Below are 13,536 nucleotides of genomic sequence, written 5' to 3' on the forward strand. Positions count from 1 at the left end.
GGTCTATCAGGGGAGCAGCTGGAACCGTGGGCGGCCCGAGCCCGTTTCTCAAGACAGAGAGCGGCAGCAGCCGCGAAGGAGGCGACGCACATGTCGAAGAACGCGAAGATCGCCGCAGGAGGTGTGGCGGCCGGCATCATCCTGTTGATCTGGCTGCCCTGGTGGGCCGCCCTCCTGATCGTGCTCGGGGTCCCGGCGGCGGCCTATCTGACCCTCGACCCCGGACAGCGGCGCAGGCTGCGCCGCGTCTCGCGCAAGGAGATCGGCCACTGACCCGGCACCTCTGACCCGGCACCTGGCAGCGGGCACCACAGGGATGTGCGGACGCTCGACGTCCAGGCCCTGACGGCTTCTCCGCTCGCGGTCCCGCCCCCGGCGGCACCGCGAGCGGAAAACCCATTGCGCCACAGCAGTCCGGCGGTGACCATGGCCCACATGACTTCCCGAAAGGAGGCCCAGCGATCCCACGGTGATCGCTGATGGCCGCATACGAGGCGTCGCAGACGCCGTCCCCCCAGCCTCAGCCCCTTCCCGCGCCGCTGACATCGACCTGGCTGAAGGCCCACTTCGACCCACTGCCCTTCCCGGCCCGCATGAGCGCCCTCGCCCGCTATGCCCGCGCGCTCACCGAGGACGCGTACGGCACACTCCGCGCGGCTCTGGCCGCCGGCACGCCTGACGAACGGCACACCGGCCTCTTCCTCGCCGTTGCCCGGCGCGACCTCACCACCATCGCCGAAGCCCTGACCGATCCCCACCTGCGCCGCCGCGCCCTCTCGGCCGCCATCCGGCTTCCCGTGCCGGAAGAGGCCCTGGAACAGCTCGCGTTGAGCGACATCCGGGCGGCACGGCACGAGACGTACCGCGTCCTGCGCCTCAGCCGCCGACGCACCCTCTCCGCACGCCTGCTGCCCGAGATCCACGAACGGTTCGGCGCCCGGGACGCCGCCCACCTCCTGCCCGCATGCCCCGCCGAGACGGCCGTCGCGTGGCTGCCCCGACTCGATCCGCCTCCGGGCGTACTGAGCGCGCTGACCCGCACCGCGCCGCTCGCCGTGGCCCAACTGCTCGTCACCCGCGGCGAGAGCCGCGCCAACCGCGACCGCCATCGCTTCACGGGCCGCAACCGCGCGGTCGCCAGCGTGGCAGCGGAACGCGACCCGGAAGCCGGACTGCTGCTTCTGGCACGGGCCTCGGACCTCCTGACCCCGCGAGCAGCCCGTACGCTGCTGCGCCGTCCGGCCGAAGTCCTCGAGGTCCTGCGCGCGGCCCCACCGGACCAGGACGGCTCATCCCGCGAACTACGGATCTTGGCCGGGGCGTTGCCGCCCGCCACGCTGCAAGCCCTGCACGCCCTTCCACCCGCGGACTTGGTGGACCTCGCCCGTCGCTGCCCCGTGACGCAGCCACGGCACCGCGGGCCGGGACGCCACGACATCGAGCCCGACAGTCTGCTGGTGCTGCTGCCCGCCCCGGAACGCCGCCGTCTGGTCGAGGAACGCACCGCACGTCCCCGTTCGGTGCGGAGCCTGCCCGTGGCCAGCCTCACGGCGCTGGAGCCGGCCGACAGGGCCGCATTTGTCATGCCCTGGGTGGAGCGCTGGTCCCGTCGGGAGTGGACATCGAGCCGACTGGCCGTCGCGCTCCCGCTCGCCCTAGGAGAACCCGTGCTGCGCGACATGGCCGGGCAGCACCGCATCCACCAGCGCCTGATGGCCTGGCCCGCGCTGCTCGCCTGCGCGGAACTCGAAGGCGACCCGGACGAGTTCGCGCGGATCGCGGGGGACTGCGAGCGGGCCTGGCACGACCAGGAGGAAGTACGCAGGGCCGCCCTCCAGCAGCTCGCGGGGGCGCCCCCGCGTCTGCTCACGGCGCTGCCCGACCGGGTCCTGCGTGACGCGGCGCTGACTACTGTCCAGTCCCGCGACTCGACCTCCCCCACCCTGGCCGCGGCGGACCAGCTGCTCCGCCGCGCCGCCGAGAGCGCCGCGGCGACCGGCAGGCTCAACCGTGCGGCCTACGCGACGGAACTGCTCTGCCACGTCGTCTCCGACCCGCGCTCCCGCAAGACGGGCGCGCCGCTGCGCATCGGCGAGGAAGCCGCGCGTGCCGTCTGGTCCGCCACCTTGCCGGCCACACCGCCGAGCCCCGATCTCCGCACCGCCCTCGCGGAACTCCTTGCTCCGCACCTCACCGCGCTGCCGGAACTCGACGCACTGGTGCGTGCCACGGCGTTGGAGTCCGACGACCCGGACATCGCCACCCGCGCGGCGGCAGCCTGGGCGGGACCGGCGGAGCTGCGGGAGCGACGCAGCGCCGAACTGGTCGGTCACGACGCCTCATTCGCAGCGGTACCGATCATTCTGCGCACCGTCGTCACCCGTCGTACCGATCTGCTGGACTCCGTGCTGCTCGCAGCCCGGGAAGGGCTCACAGGCCGGGTACGCCCCCGAGCCGCCTCCTGGGCCGCGGAGCTGCACCCTGGTGTCATCGGACGCTGGCTGCCCGAACAACGCCGCGCGTGGGACGAACACCACGCGCGCGTGGCCGCCGACGAACTGGCTCCCCTGCGCACCCGAGCCGACGCTGCCGCGCAGGTGCGCGACCCGGCCCTCCTCACCACACTCGTGGAGTCGGCGCCACAGCCTGTCGCCGCGGCAGCACTCGGCGCGCTGGGAGACGTCCTCAATGCGGCTCACGACGGCGCACCGCCCGTCACGGAGCCACTGCTGGACATCCTGCTGCGGCACGCCGCGACAGGCGGCGTCCGGGGGCGGGCCGCCATGGCGTCTGTCCGTCGACTCCTGGAGGCGGTGCCGGACGCGGAGGCGGTCGCCCTGCTCGCCCCCGTGGCCTGCGCGGGGGATGCCCCCGTCGGCTCCCGCAAGGAAGCCGTCCGAGCCCTTGGCGCGCTCACCGGGGACGCGGCGTTCGACGCTCTGGTGGCTGCCTGGGACGCACCGGGGCAACACCGTGACGTACGCGCCGTCGTGGCGCGCCATCTCATCTCCTCGATCGACCGCCCCGCCGTCGCCGACCGCCTGGCCCGTGCGGCGGACGAACCCGCCGTACGGGAAGCGGTGGTCCACGCGCGCGTGGGGCCCGTGAGTGAATCCGCGGGGGAGGCCTACGCGGACTTCCTGGCCCGCCTGGTGAGGGACGGCGACCAGGAGACCGTAGTCGCGGCGTGCCGCGCCCTGCCCGCCTGGTTCACACCGGAATCGGCCGACGCCATGAGGGCCGTTGCCGACGTCGCCACGGACCCGGCGCGGCCGCACAGCAGTTGGCCTGGTTCCCCCTGGGGCCGGTAGGAGGGCCCATCCTCAAGGGCGTCATCCGGCGGCTTCAGGAACTGGCCGTCACCCCGGATCCGCAGGTGCGCGCTGACGCGCTCCGACGCCTCTCGGGCATCGCCGAGGCCGTAAGCGTCCGGCGAGGCTCTGCCCAGACGCTCCTCATCGCCGACGCCCTGGCCCTGTCGCTGCACGCCGTGGGCCTGTACGCCGATGCTGCGGCCCTGACATGGGACACCTCGCTGGCCGCCGTGCACCACGGCGAACATCACGCAGCGCGCTGGCAGCGGCTGCTTGATCTGGTCGAGGAACGCCCCCAACGGCTGCCCCTGAGGAGCGGATTCCACGTCGATGCCCCGACGCCACGCGCGCGTGCGGCCCTGCTCGCCGCGGCCCGCCTGCTGCGTGAACGAGGTACTCCAGTGGCCGGAGTGATGGCGCTCGCGCTGGTGCGCGTCGGTGGCAGGGCGACGTCGTGGGACGAGACCTGGCGCGCTGAACTGATGGCCCTGCGCGATCACGCGGACCACGACACGGCGATGGCCGCGTTTCTCCTCGACCCCGGGCAGAAGCCCTGACGACACACGGAAGCAGGGGGAAGGGCGATCAGGCCGGGCGTACGGCCATCTTGTCGAGCGCGTCGAGGAGCCAAGGCAGTTCGGGCCCGCGGCCTACCGGCAGCACCTCTCCGGGCTCTTCGTCGAGCAGCACGAACGCGATGTCGTCGGTCCTGGCGACCATGGACCAGCCAGGACCGTCGGCACGCAGGGTGCGCGCCTCTCCGGAGGCGAACGACGACCGCACGCGGCCCAGGGGCGGCGGAGTGCTCACGTATGCCCGTGCCTCCGCCAACACGCGACGTATGCCGGTGAGCGGAGTCTGATCGGCGTCAGCTTCGGCGTCGCCCTCCTGCGCTGCGTCCTCCTCGGCACCGTCGGTCAAGAAGTCCGCGTCGTCGATCTGCTCGCGCCATGCCGCCCACTGGAGCGCGATCTCGTCGGCGCCGAGCCGGCGTTGAGCAGGGCCCCATGTGTCGGACTGCGGAGGTGAGAGCGGCTTCTGGTCCGCTTCCTCGGGCTCGGGGTCGTGGGGAGCGGGCACATTGGGCGCCGCGACGGCGACCGCGAGCGGCCAGCCTGGCAGCGCGGCGACCACCGTACGTTCGTCGGGCGACAGGTCGTACTCCATGCCGCAGTCCCAGGAGGCGATGGCGACGGCCACGAGTGACACGTCGTCGACCACGACGGTCCAGCGTGCGCCCGCACCGTCCTGACCGAGCACCAGACCGTAACCGGCGGCGAGCGGCGCGAGCCCCAGGGCCGCGCACGCCTCCGGATAGTCGTCACCGAGCACACTCGGGAACTTCGCGGGTGTCAGCAGCACCGCGGTCAGCACGTACAGCGCGTCGTCCTCGGCGGCGACAGCGTCGTCCGTTCCGGCCATGCCAGCCTCCCCATCGCTTCATCTGTCGGCGCACCCTAACCACAGGTCAGCTTGATCGTCGAGGGGTGCGTGATCAGGAAGGGCGCTCGTACGCACCGGGAAACTCGCTCGTACGCCCACGTTGCGGACGCCTACGCTGGGTGTCATGCCCAGAGCCAGTTCGCACTTCGTCTGTCTCCCGTGCCGCGCTTCTTTCAAGAAGTCGGCTGATTACGGCCGCGTGCGTGCCGACATCTGCCCTCGGTGCAAAGGCCAGTTGCTCAACGCGGGCTCCGCGCTCGCCGTGCCCAAGCGCCGTGATACGGCTGCCTGGCGCGCCTTGAGCGCGGTCCTGCTCTCCGGGCTCCGCTTCCGGCAGGGCTGCTGCGGCGGCCCCGGATACCGCCCACGCACCCCGCGCGAGGTCCGAGAACGTCTCGCGCACGCGGCCGAGACAGGCAACCCCCTCCATGAGGCACTGGCCTGCCCCGATCCCACGCACACGGACGTCAGGCGGCAGGCAGGCCGAGGAGCGTACGCGCCACGTCCGTCGGAGACTCGTCGCGTTCCCGGGCGAGGGCGATGACCGCTCGGCAGGCGAGTTCGCTCACACCGAAGGACAGAGCCTCCGGCGAAACCCAGCCCGTCGCTTCGTCCTGGCGGTCCTGGTCGTCCTCGGCGCACGCCGCCACGTAGACGGCAGCCGCCTCGAAGAGATTGTGCGGGCGCTCCTCCTTCTTGACGCGAACAGCTTCGTCCGAGCGCCACAGCTTGCGGAGCTTGTCGAACATGTGGGCCACCTTCCCCCGGTTGTGGTTGCCGCTGATGATCACTCATCTGTTGTACTCCAACGTAGAGTTGGAGCTCCGGCGACAGAAGGGGGACGGTGCGGTGAAGCGTTATGACCGGCTCAAGGAGATTCGGCGTCTCGACCCGGAGAAGGACGCCTTGACGATCTACCGGCTCACCGCCACGTACGAGTTCCCCTGGGATTACACCCGCGCTCTCGAGCTTGCGCTCTACCGCACCTACGCCGTGCCCAGCATCGGTCGGCTCCTCGCCGAGACGGCGGAACTGACGGACCGTACGCAGAAGCGGTACGACGACACGGCCCTGCTCCTGGACACCGTCGTGGAGCACGGCTTCGGCACGGACGAAGGCCGCACCGCGATCCGCCGTATCAATCAGATGCATCGCAGCTACGACATCAGCAATGAAGACATGCGCTACGTGCTGTGCACGTTCGTGGTGATGCCCAAGCGCTGGATCGACGCCTACGGATGGCGCAAGCTGTCACGCCACGAGACGACCGCGGCGGCCGTCTATTACCGCACCCTGGGGCGGCACATGGGGATCCAGGACGTACCGGACTCCTACGAAGCCTTCGAGGAGTTTCTCGATGCCTACGAAGAGGCCCACTTCGCGTGGGACGAGGGCGCGCGCAAGGTGTCCGACGCGACCCTCGACCTCATGGCCTCCTGGTACCCGCGTCCTCTGGCGCCCGTGTTGCGTGCCTCGACCCTCGCACTGCTCGACGAGCCCCTTCTGCGCGCCTTCCGCTACGAACCGCCCAGCTCCGCCGCCCGCACGCTGGTCAGGGGCGCGGTGCGGTTGCGCGGCCGTGCGGTGCGCCTGATGCCGCCCCGTAAAGCACCGCACTACGCCCGGCAGAACTGGGAGATCAAGGGCTACCCGAAGGGGTACCGGGTCGGCGAGCTCGGCACGTTCCCGGTGCCAGGCGTCCGGGGCTGCCCGATGGCGCACACGGACGAGTCGGCGGCCACCTCGGCGGAGTGAGCTCAACTTCAGCGCAGTGAACTCAACGTCGTCCGCAGCCAGGCGAGTTCCGCGCGGCTCGTTGCGCGGGCGATGGTGAGGACGCCGCGTCGGAACGGGTCGTCCAGGTCCTCGGCGCGCAGCGGCCGTTCACCGTCGTAGAAGAAGCTGGCGGGCTCCTCGAGGAACGCCAGGCGGCGCTCGAGGACGCCGGCCTGGGCTGCCTTGTCGTCGACGTGGCGGAGGAAGGCGAGGACCGTGAACCAGCGGTTCTCATCGGTGATGTCGGCCTGCTGAGGCTCCGTGAGCCTGCGGCGCAACTCGCTCCTGCCTTCCGCGGTGAGGTTCAGGACATGGCGCGGGGCGGCCACGGAGCCGGGCTGCGTCTCACGGGCCAGCAGGCCGGCGTTCTCCAGCCGTTTGATGGCGGGGTACAGCGTGCTCTCCGCGACCGGTCGTACGTGCCCGGTCAGCGCGGTGATGCGCTTGCGCAGCTCATATCCGTGCAGGGGCGCGTCGTAGAGGAATCCGAGGATGGCCAGTTCGAGCATGCCGTGCATTCTGCCGCAGCAGCGGTGTACCTCCTAGTCGTAATACATCGGTGCCGATGTATCCTCCCTCGGGAGTAAGGGCAGGCGAGTGAGGGAGTGGCGATGCGACAGGCACAGTTCGACGCGCAGGGCAGCTGTGTCCGCTGGACGGAGAGCGAAGGATCGGACCCGGCCCGGGTGTACGTGCACGGGCTCGGCGCGGCGTCGACGGTCTATCACGCGCACATCGCCGCCAGGCCCGAACTGAGCGGACGCCGCTCGCTCTTCGTCGACCTGCCGGGCCACGGCATCAGCGACCGCCCGGCGGATTTCGGCTACTCCCTGGAGGAACACGCCGACGCCCTGGCCGCCGCGCTGGATGAGGCCCAGGTGACCGGAGCGGAGATCGTCGCGCACAGCATGGGCGGCTCCGTCGCCATCGTGCTCGCGCACCTCCGGAGCGACCTGGTGTCACGACTGGTCCTCACCGAGGCCAACCTCGACCCCAACCCGGCCGTGACGGCGGGCAGCAGCGGCATCGCGGCCTACGAAGAGGAAGACTTCGTGACCGACGGCCACGCGCGCGTGCTCGACAAGGTCGGCCCCCTGTGGGCGGCGACCATGCGACTTGCCGACCCCCGCGCCCTGCACCGCAGCGCGACAGGACTTGTGGGAGGGACGCATCCCACGATGCGCGCGATGCTCATGGAGCTGCCCGTGGAGCGGGTCTTCTTGCAGGGAGCGCGGAGCGGGGAACTGATGGGTGCGGACGAGCTGATGGCGTCCGGGGTACAGGTGGTGACCGTGCCGAAGGCGGGGCACAACGTCATGTTCGACAACCCGGAGGTGTTCGCCTCCGCCGTCGCCGGACGCCAGTGATCAGCTCTCTGGGGGCGTGAGGCCGGCCCCGGGGCCTAGCCCTCTCGTACGGCCAGAGCGAGGAACCGAGCGTCCTCGTCGACGTACGACGTCAGTTGCCAGCCCGCACCGGCCAGCAACGGGCGGAGGTTCGCCTCGGCCCGCAGATCGTCCGGGGTGATCTGTCGGCCCTGTCGCGCGGCGAGCGCCGCCCGGCCGATGGGGTGGAAAAGGGCGAGGGCCCCTCCGGGGCGTACGACACGCCTCAACTCCCGCAGGTTCTCCGCCGGATCGGGCAGATGGGAGATCAGCCCCGCGCCGAACACGGCGTCGAGTACCGCGTCGCGCACCGGGAGCCGGGTCACGTCCGCGAGCAGGAGCCGCCCTTCGCGGTCCCTGCCCGCCCGTGTGGCCGCCTCCAGCATGGCGGGAGTCAGATCGACCCCGAGTACGACTCCGGAGGGTCCTACAGCCTCCCTGAGCGCAGGCAGCGCACGTCCGGTGCCACACCCGGCGTCGAGGACGCGGTCGCCGGAGCGCAGGCCGAGTTCGGACGCGGCCGCCCGATAGGCGGGCCCGTCATCGGGGAACCGGGTGTCCCAGTCGGCCGCTCGGACGGAGAAGAAATCACGGACACGCGTGTGGTCATCGCTCATGTGGCCATGATTGCTCAACGACTCGCATGCGCGCTGGGGGCACACGTTCGAGCGTGACGCGATCGTTCAGGACCCTCTCTCTGTCATATTCCAACACCTTTCGAACTGCGCCCCCGTTGTGCGCCCCTGTCCGGACTAGCGTCCCGGAGCCATGGGACACCTGGACCACGCCACCTTCGGATGGCTGACCCCCGTGCTGTCGTACGCGATGGCCTGTATCGGCGCCGCTCTCGGGCTGCGCTGCACCGTCCGTGCGCTCGGCGCCACGGGCGCGTCACGCCGCAACTGGCTCATCACCGCGGCCTCCGCCATCGGCACGGGCATCTGGACGATGCACTTCGTGGCCATGCTCGGCTTCGGAGTCACCGGCACCGAGATCCACTACAACGTGCCCCTGACGATCCTGAGCCTCATCGTCGCCATGGCCGTCGTGGGAGTCGGTGTCTTCGCCGTCGGCTACGGCCGTGATCGCGGGCGTGCGCTCGCGCTCGGCGGGCTCACCACCGGGCTCGGCGTCGCGAGCATGCACTACCTGGGCATGGCCGCGCTGCGGCTGCACGGCGACGTGCGCTACGACCCCGTGCTGGTAGCCCTCTCCGTGGTCATCGCCGTCGTCGCCGCGACCGCGGCCCTGTGGGCGGCGCTCAACATCAAGTCGCCGCTCGCGGTCGCCGTAGCGTCACTTGTCATGGGCGGGGCGGTGAGCAGCATGCACTACACCGGAATGCTGGCCGTGAGCGTGCGGGTCACCGAGCCGGGTGCGGCACTGCCCGGCGCGACGACCATGCAGTTCATCTTCCCCCTCGCGGTCGGCCTCGGGTCCTATCTCTTCCTGACCTCGGCGTTCGTCGCGCTCTCCCCGACGTCGGGGGAGCGTGAGGCCTCCGTGGCGGCCCAGCGACCGGTGGAGCGTGCCGCCCAGTAGCGGCGCGCCCGGGCCGGTTCACGGTCGGCCGGACACACGCCCAGAAATCTTTCCGAGCGAGGAGGCCATGCGTACACCCCGTAGGACCCCCGACCCGGCCGACGGCATAGCGCCGCCGCAGCCCGGGGCCCCGGCACGCGGTCGACGCGCACACGCGGGACCGCCCGCCGACGAACGGCCCGACGCGGAAGCCCCCGTGGAGCCCGGACCGCTGACGCACCCCGCGTCGCGCGAGCGCTCGTGGTGGCCGCGCCCCCGTACCGTACGAGCCAAGATCGTGTGCCTCCTGATGGTGCCGGTCGTCTCCCTGCTCGGGCTGTGGGGGTACGCCACGGTCAGCACGGCCCAAGACGTGGCGCACCTCAGGCAGTTGCAGCGCGCCGACACAGAGGTGCGCGACCCCGTCGACACGGCCATCGCCGCACTGCAGGCCGAGCGCGTGGCAGCCGTGCGCTACGCGACCGAGCCCGCCCCCGACCGCGGCAGCGACCTCAAGAGGCAGGCGGAACGCACCGACCGCGCGGTGGCGAAGCTGCGCCGGGGCGAGGGCCGGACGGTCGCCGACGGCGCCGATCTGCCCACCGGCGTGGCGTCCAGACTGACGTCGTTCGTCTCCGCGGCCGAGGGCCTGAGCACGTTGCGGACCGACGTGCTCGGCCGGCGCACGGGCTGGGACGCGACCTACGGCCAGTACACGAAGACCATCTCGGCCGCCTTCGGGGTCGGCGGCGCACTCAGCGGCGTCCAGGACGCCCAACTCGGCTCCGACGCGCGCGTGCTGCTCGAATTCGCCAGGGCCGCCGAGATGCTGGCGCGCGAGGACACAGTCCTGTCCAGCGCCCGGCTCGACGGCTCCCTGGACGGCGAGCGACTGCGGCAGTTCACCGGAGCCGTCGACACCCGCCGGACCCTGACCGACGCGGCGGTGGCGGATCTGCGCGGACCCGAACGAACAGCCTGGCAGGACCTCGTGGAGGGGAGCGCGTACGCCGACGTGCGCGCCGTCGAGGACAAGGTGCTCGTCGCACCACCGGGCCGCGAAGCCGCCGACGTGTCATCGGCCGCCAAGTGGGACAGGTCCCACGCGGCCGTACGGGACGAACTGCGCGCGATCGACGTGGGCGCGAGCCGCAGCGCCGCCGGCCGGGCCGACCCGTTCACCCGCGGGTTGCTCACACCGGCGGGCGCCGCCGTGCTGCTCGGGCTCGTGGCCGTCGCCGCCTCGCTGGTCATCTCCGTACGCATCGGGCGCGGTCTGGTCGTCGAGCTGGTGAGCCTGCGCAACGGCGCGCTGGAGATCGCCCGCCACAAGCTGCCGCACGCCATGCGGAGGCTGCGGGCCGGCGAGGAGATCGACATCCACGCCGAAGCGCCACCCGGCCCGCCCACCGAGGACGAGACGGGACAGGTCTATGAGGCGCTCGGCACGGTGCACCGGGCGGCCCTGAGCGCCGCCATCGAGCGCGCCGAACTCGCCAGCGGCATCTCGGGCGTCTTCGTCAACCTCGCCCGCAGGAGCCAGGTCCTCGTCCACCGCCAGCTCAGCCTCCTCGACAGCATGGAGCGCAGGGCGGACGACCCGAACGAACTCAGCGACCTCTTCCGGCTCGACCACCTCACCACCCGGATGAGGCGGCATGCCGAGAGCCTGATCATCCTCTCCGGAGCCGCGCCGGGGCGCGCCTGGCGGCTGCCCGTCTCGCTGACGAACGTCGTCCGTGCGGCCGTCTCCGAAGTCGAGGACTACGCGCGCGTGGAGGTACGACAACTCCCCACCGCCGCGGTCGTCGGCACCGCCGTGGCCGACCTCACCCACCTCCTGGCCGAACTCGTCGAGAACGCCGCCCAGTTCTCGCCACCCCACACCAAGGTGCGGGTCACCGGCGAACCGGTCGGCAACGGCTACGCCCTGGAGATCGAGGACCGTGGCCTCGGCATGGGCGCGGAGACCCTGACCGAGGCCAACGCCCGCATCGAGCAGTCCGAAGCACTCGACCTGTTCGACAGCGACCAACTGGGCCTCTTCGTGGTCAGCAGGCTCGCCGCGCGACACGGGATCAAAGTGCACCTCCGTACGTCCCCCTACGGCGGCACCACCGCGGTCGTCCTTCTGCCCACCGCACTGCTGCAGAGCACCACGCCGGAGAGCCCCGGAGCCCACACCATGGAACGTGACCGCGAACAGAACGGGCACGCGCGCGTACCCGATGCCGCACCGATGAATGGCAACTCCGTGCCTGCTCCGGCTCTCCGCCCCGCACTGGCCGCGTCGACTGAGCCCCCCGCGGCGACACCCCCGGGCGTCACCGCTCTCCGCCTGCACAAGCCCCCGGAGCCGGAACCCGACAGCGTCCCGGAGCCCTCGGACGACCTCCCGCGCCGCGTGCGCCAGGCCAGCCTGGCCCCCCAACTGCGCGAGCGCCCCCACGACGACGCGGCCGGATCTGTGGGCGTCCGCGAAGACACCGAACGCAGCCCCGAAGAGGCACGGGACCGCATGTCCGCCTACCGCGACGGCTGGGCCCGCGGTGGCGGCCGCCGACCGGGCATCGTCGGCGCGGTCCCCGACATCCCAGGGGCCGCCCCGGCCAGTGACAGCACCGAAGGAGATCACGCATGATCCAGGATCAGAGCATCACTGTCGGCAAGACCGGCGAACTCGACTGGCTGCTCGACGACTTGGTGCTCCGCGTCGGTGAGGTACGGCATGCCGTGGTGCTCTCCAACGACGGACTCGCCGTCGGCGCCTCGACCGCCCTCACCCGAGAGGACGCCGAACACCTCGCCGCGGTCGCCTCCGGGTTCCACAGCCTCGCCAAAGGCGCCGGCCGGCACTTCGGGGCCGGGGGAGTGCGCCAGACCATGGTCGAGATGGACGACGGCTTCCTGTTCGTGGCAGCGGCGGGTGACGGCTCCTGCCTCGCCGTACTCAGCTCCGTGACCGCGGACATCGGCCTGGTCGCCTACGAGATGGCACGCCTGGTCAAACGGGTGGGCGAGCACCTCTACACGCCACCGCGCTTCGCGGCGCAGCCGCCGGCCGTCGGATGACACAGGGCGGTCGACGCAGATGACCGAGGACAGGAGCGGCGTCCCGCGCGACGCGGGCAGCCAGTGGTACGACAACGAGGCCGGACCACTGGTCCGTCCCTACGCGATGACGGGCGGAAGGACCCGGCCGGGCCCCGATGGAGTGCGCTTCGATCTGATCGCACTCGTCGCGCTGGACAAGAACGCACCGGGACCCGGGGACGACACCGCACTCGGCCCGGAACACCGGTCGCTCATCGAACTGTGCCGCACCGAGACCCAGTCGGTCGCCGAGCTCGCGGCCGACGCCGATCTGCCCGTGGGCGTGGTCAGGGTGCTGCTCGGAGACCTGCTGGAAATGGGCTGCGTGAAGGTGAACCGACCCGTGCCACCCGCACAGCTACCCGACGAGAAGATCCTGCGAGAGGTGATCGATGGGCTCCGAGCGCTCTGACGCCGAGGGCGGCGACACGACCGCCATGGCGTTGAAGATTCTGGTCGCGGGCGGCTTCGGGGTGGGCAAGACCACCCTGGTCGGCGCGGTCAGCGAGATCCGCCCGCTGCGAACCGAGGAACTCCTCAGCGAGGCGGGCCAGTCGGTGGACGACACCGGCGGAGTCGCCCGCAAGACCACGACGACCGTCGCCATGGACTTCGGCCGCATCACCATCAGGTCGGGCCTGTCGCTATACCTCTTCGGTACGCCTGGGCAGGACCGTTTCTGGTTCCTGTGGGACGAGTTGTCCCAGGGCGCGCTCGGTGCCGTCGTCCTCGCGGACACCCGACGGCTCGAGGACTGCTTCCCCGCCGTCGACTACTTCGAGCACCGGCACATCCCGTTCGTGGTGGCCGTCAACTGCTTCGCGACCGCGCGTACGTACGGTGCACATGAAGTGTCACGGGCCCTGGACCTCGACCGCGGCACCCCCGTGGTGCTGTGCGACGCACGGGACCGCGATTCGGGAAAGGAGGTGCTGATACGTCTGGTCGAGTACGCCGGGCGGATGCATACCGCCCGGCTGCTCGACACGGTGGGCTGAGGACAG

14 protein-coding genes are annotated in these 13,536 nt (G+C 71.4%); 10 read left to right on the top strand and 4 right to left on the bottom strand.

The features are described from left to right. Nucleotides 1-90: 90 nt before the first annotated feature. From ACWGI2_RS33270 to ACWGI2_RS33280, 3 genes are all read left to right on the top strand, one after another. Entirely contained in the window at nucleotides 91-273 is a 183-nt protein-coding gene (locus ACWGI2_RS33270; RefSeq protein WP_160502917.1) for a hypothetical protein, read from the top strand. 206 nt (nucleotides 274-479) lie between these two features. Next, complete coding sequence (locus ACWGI2_RS33275; RefSeq protein WP_453699498.1) at nucleotides 480-3,311, top strand: hypothetical protein; 2,832 nt, start codon at nucleotides 480-482, stop codon at nucleotides 3,309-3,311. After that, nucleotides 3,284-3,871 (top strand): hypothetical protein, encoded by a 588-nt coding sequence (locus ACWGI2_RS33280; protein WP_453699500.1) that lies wholly within the window; start codon nucleotides 3,284-3,286, stop codon nucleotides 3,869-3,871. The genes ACWGI2_RS33275 and ACWGI2_RS33280 overlap by 28 nt, the downstream gene beginning before the upstream one ends. 28 nt (nucleotides 3,872-3,899) lie before the next feature. On the opposite strand, the gene ACWGI2_RS33285 is transcribed toward ACWGI2_RS33280, so the two are convergent. Both ACWGI2_RS33285 and ACWGI2_RS33290 read right to left on the bottom strand, forming a co-directional pair. Beyond that, nucleotides 3,900-4,736, bottom strand: a complete 837-nt coding sequence (locus tag ACWGI2_RS33285; RefSeq protein ID WP_453699502.1) for a hypothetical protein — start codon at nucleotides 4,734-4,736, stop codon at nucleotides 3,900-3,902. Nucleotides 4,737-5,224: 488 nt separating this feature from the next. Continuing rightward, nucleotides 5,225-5,506: a hypothetical protein gene (locus ACWGI2_RS33290; protein WP_453398570.1), complete on the bottom strand. Its 282-nt coding sequence runs from the start codon at nucleotides 5,504-5,506 to the stop codon at nucleotides 5,225-5,227. Nucleotides 5,507-5,606: 100 nt separating this feature from the next. Between ACWGI2_RS33290 and ACWGI2_RS33295 the strand changes: the two genes are divergently transcribed. Next, the gene (locus tag ACWGI2_RS33295; RefSeq protein ID WP_453699504.1) at nucleotides 5,607-6,512 is read left to right on the top strand and encodes an oxygenase MpaB family protein; all 906 of its coding nucleotides are present in this window, start codon (nucleotides 5,607-5,609) and stop codon (nucleotides 6,510-6,512) included. A gap of 8 nt (nucleotides 6,513-6,520) precedes the next feature. Here ACWGI2_RS33295 and ACWGI2_RS33300 read toward each other — a convergent pair whose 3' ends face one another. Next, complete coding sequence (locus tag ACWGI2_RS33300) at nucleotides 6,521-7,042, bottom strand: PadR family transcriptional regulator (RefSeq protein ID WP_453699506.1); 522 nt, start codon at nucleotides 7,040-7,042, stop codon at nucleotides 6,521-6,523. Between the two features lie 102 nt (nucleotides 7,043-7,144). Between ACWGI2_RS33300 and ACWGI2_RS33305 the strand changes: the two genes are divergently transcribed. Then, nucleotides 7,145-7,900 carry an alpha/beta fold hydrolase gene (locus ACWGI2_RS33305; protein WP_453699507.1) on the top strand — a complete coding sequence of 252 codons (756 nt, stop codon included), beginning with the start codon at nucleotides 7,145-7,147 and terminating at the stop codon, nucleotides 7,898-7,900. Between the two features lie 35 nt (nucleotides 7,901-7,935). Here ACWGI2_RS33305 and ACWGI2_RS33310 read toward each other — a convergent pair whose 3' ends face one another. Next, nucleotides 7,936-8,535 carry a class I SAM-dependent methyltransferase gene (locus tag ACWGI2_RS33310; RefSeq protein WP_453398566.1) on the bottom strand — a complete coding sequence of 200 codons (600 nt, stop codon included), beginning with the start codon at nucleotides 8,533-8,535 and terminating at the stop codon, nucleotides 7,936-7,938. A 151-nt stretch (nucleotides 8,536-8,686) separates the two neighbouring features. Between ACWGI2_RS33310 and ACWGI2_RS33315 the strand changes: the two genes are divergently transcribed. From ACWGI2_RS33315 to ACWGI2_RS33335, 5 genes are all read left to right on the top strand, one after another. Then, a complete protein-coding gene (locus ACWGI2_RS33315; protein WP_453398565.1) occupies nucleotides 8,687-9,460 on the top strand; it encodes an MHYT domain-containing protein in 774 nt (257 codons plus the stop codon). 67 nt (nucleotides 9,461-9,527) lie between these two features. Beyond that, nucleotides 9,528-12,080, top strand: a complete 2,553-nt coding sequence (locus ACWGI2_RS33320; protein WP_453699508.1) for a sensor histidine kinase — start codon at nucleotides 9,528-9,530, stop codon at nucleotides 12,078-12,080. Further along, on the top strand, nucleotides 12,077-12,511 hold the full coding sequence (locus ACWGI2_RS33325) for a roadblock/LC7 domain-containing protein (RefSeq protein ID WP_453699509.1): 435 nt from the start codon (nucleotides 12,077-12,079) through the stop codon (nucleotides 12,509-12,511). Before ACWGI2_RS33320 ends, ACWGI2_RS33325 begins: the two co-directional genes overlap by 4 nt. Before the next feature lie 19 nt (nucleotides 12,512-12,530). After that, complete coding sequence (locus ACWGI2_RS33330) at nucleotides 12,531-12,944, top strand: DUF742 domain-containing protein (RefSeq protein ID WP_453398562.1); 414 nt, start codon at nucleotides 12,531-12,533, stop codon at nucleotides 12,942-12,944. Then, nucleotides 12,925-13,530: a GTP-binding protein gene (locus tag ACWGI2_RS33335; protein WP_453398561.1), complete on the top strand. Its 606-nt coding sequence runs from the start codon at nucleotides 12,925-12,927 to the stop codon at nucleotides 13,528-13,530. The genes ACWGI2_RS33330 and ACWGI2_RS33335 overlap by 20 nt, the downstream gene beginning before the upstream one ends. The last annotated feature ends 6 nt before the right edge of the window (nucleotides 13,531-13,536 follow it).

It is taken from the genome of Streptomyces sp. NPDC054866 (assembly GCF_053610745.1).

What these genes read in the sequence shown, in the direction of transcription:
- ACWGI2_RS33290 (WP_453398570.1), bottom strand. Translation starts at nt 5,506, where the DNA reads ATGTTCGACAAGCTCCGCAAGCTGTGGCGCTCGGACGAAGCTGTTCGC.
- ACWGI2_RS33315 (WP_453398565.1), top strand. Translation starts at nt 8,687, where the DNA reads ATGGGACACCTGGACCACGCCACCTTCGGATGGCTGACCCCCGTGCTG.
- ACWGI2_RS33305 (WP_453699507.1), top strand. Translation starts at nt 7,145, where the DNA reads ATGCGACAGGCACAGTTCGACGCGCAGGGCAGCTGTGTCCGCTGGACG.
- ACWGI2_RS33270 (WP_160502917.1), top strand. Translation starts at nt 91, where the DNA reads ATGTCGAAGAACGCGAAGATCGCCGCAGGAGGTGTGGCGGCCGGCATC.
- ACWGI2_RS33310 (WP_453398566.1), bottom strand. Translation starts at nt 8,535, where the DNA reads ATGAGCGATGACCACACGCGTGTCCGTGATTTCTTCTCCGTCCGAGCG.
- ACWGI2_RS33285 (WP_453699502.1), bottom strand. Translation starts at nt 4,736, where the DNA reads ATGGCCGGAACGGACGACGCTGTCGCCGCCGAGGACGACGCGCTGTAC.
- ACWGI2_RS33335 (WP_453398561.1), top strand. Translation starts at nt 12,925, where the DNA reads ATGGGCTCCGAGCGCTCTGACGCCGAGGGCGGCGACACGACCGCCATG.
- ACWGI2_RS33325 (WP_453699509.1), top strand. Translation starts at nt 12,077, where the DNA reads ATGATCCAGGATCAGAGCATCACTGTCGGCAAGACCGGCGAACTCGAC.
- ACWGI2_RS33275 (WP_453699498.1), top strand. Translation starts at nt 480, where the DNA reads ATGGCCGCATACGAGGCGTCGCAGACGCCGTCCCCCCAGCCTCAGCCC.
- ACWGI2_RS33330 (WP_453398562.1), top strand. Translation starts at nt 12,531, where the DNA reads ATGACCGAGGACAGGAGCGGCGTCCCGCGCGACGCGGGCAGCCAGTGG.
- ACWGI2_RS33300 (WP_453699506.1), bottom strand. Translation starts at nt 7,042, where the DNA reads ATGCTCGAACTGGCCATCCTCGGATTCCTCTACGACGCGCCCCTGCAC.
- ACWGI2_RS33320 (WP_453699508.1), top strand. Translation starts at nt 9,528, where the DNA reads ATGCGTACACCCCGTAGGACCCCCGACCCGGCCGACGGCATAGCGCCG.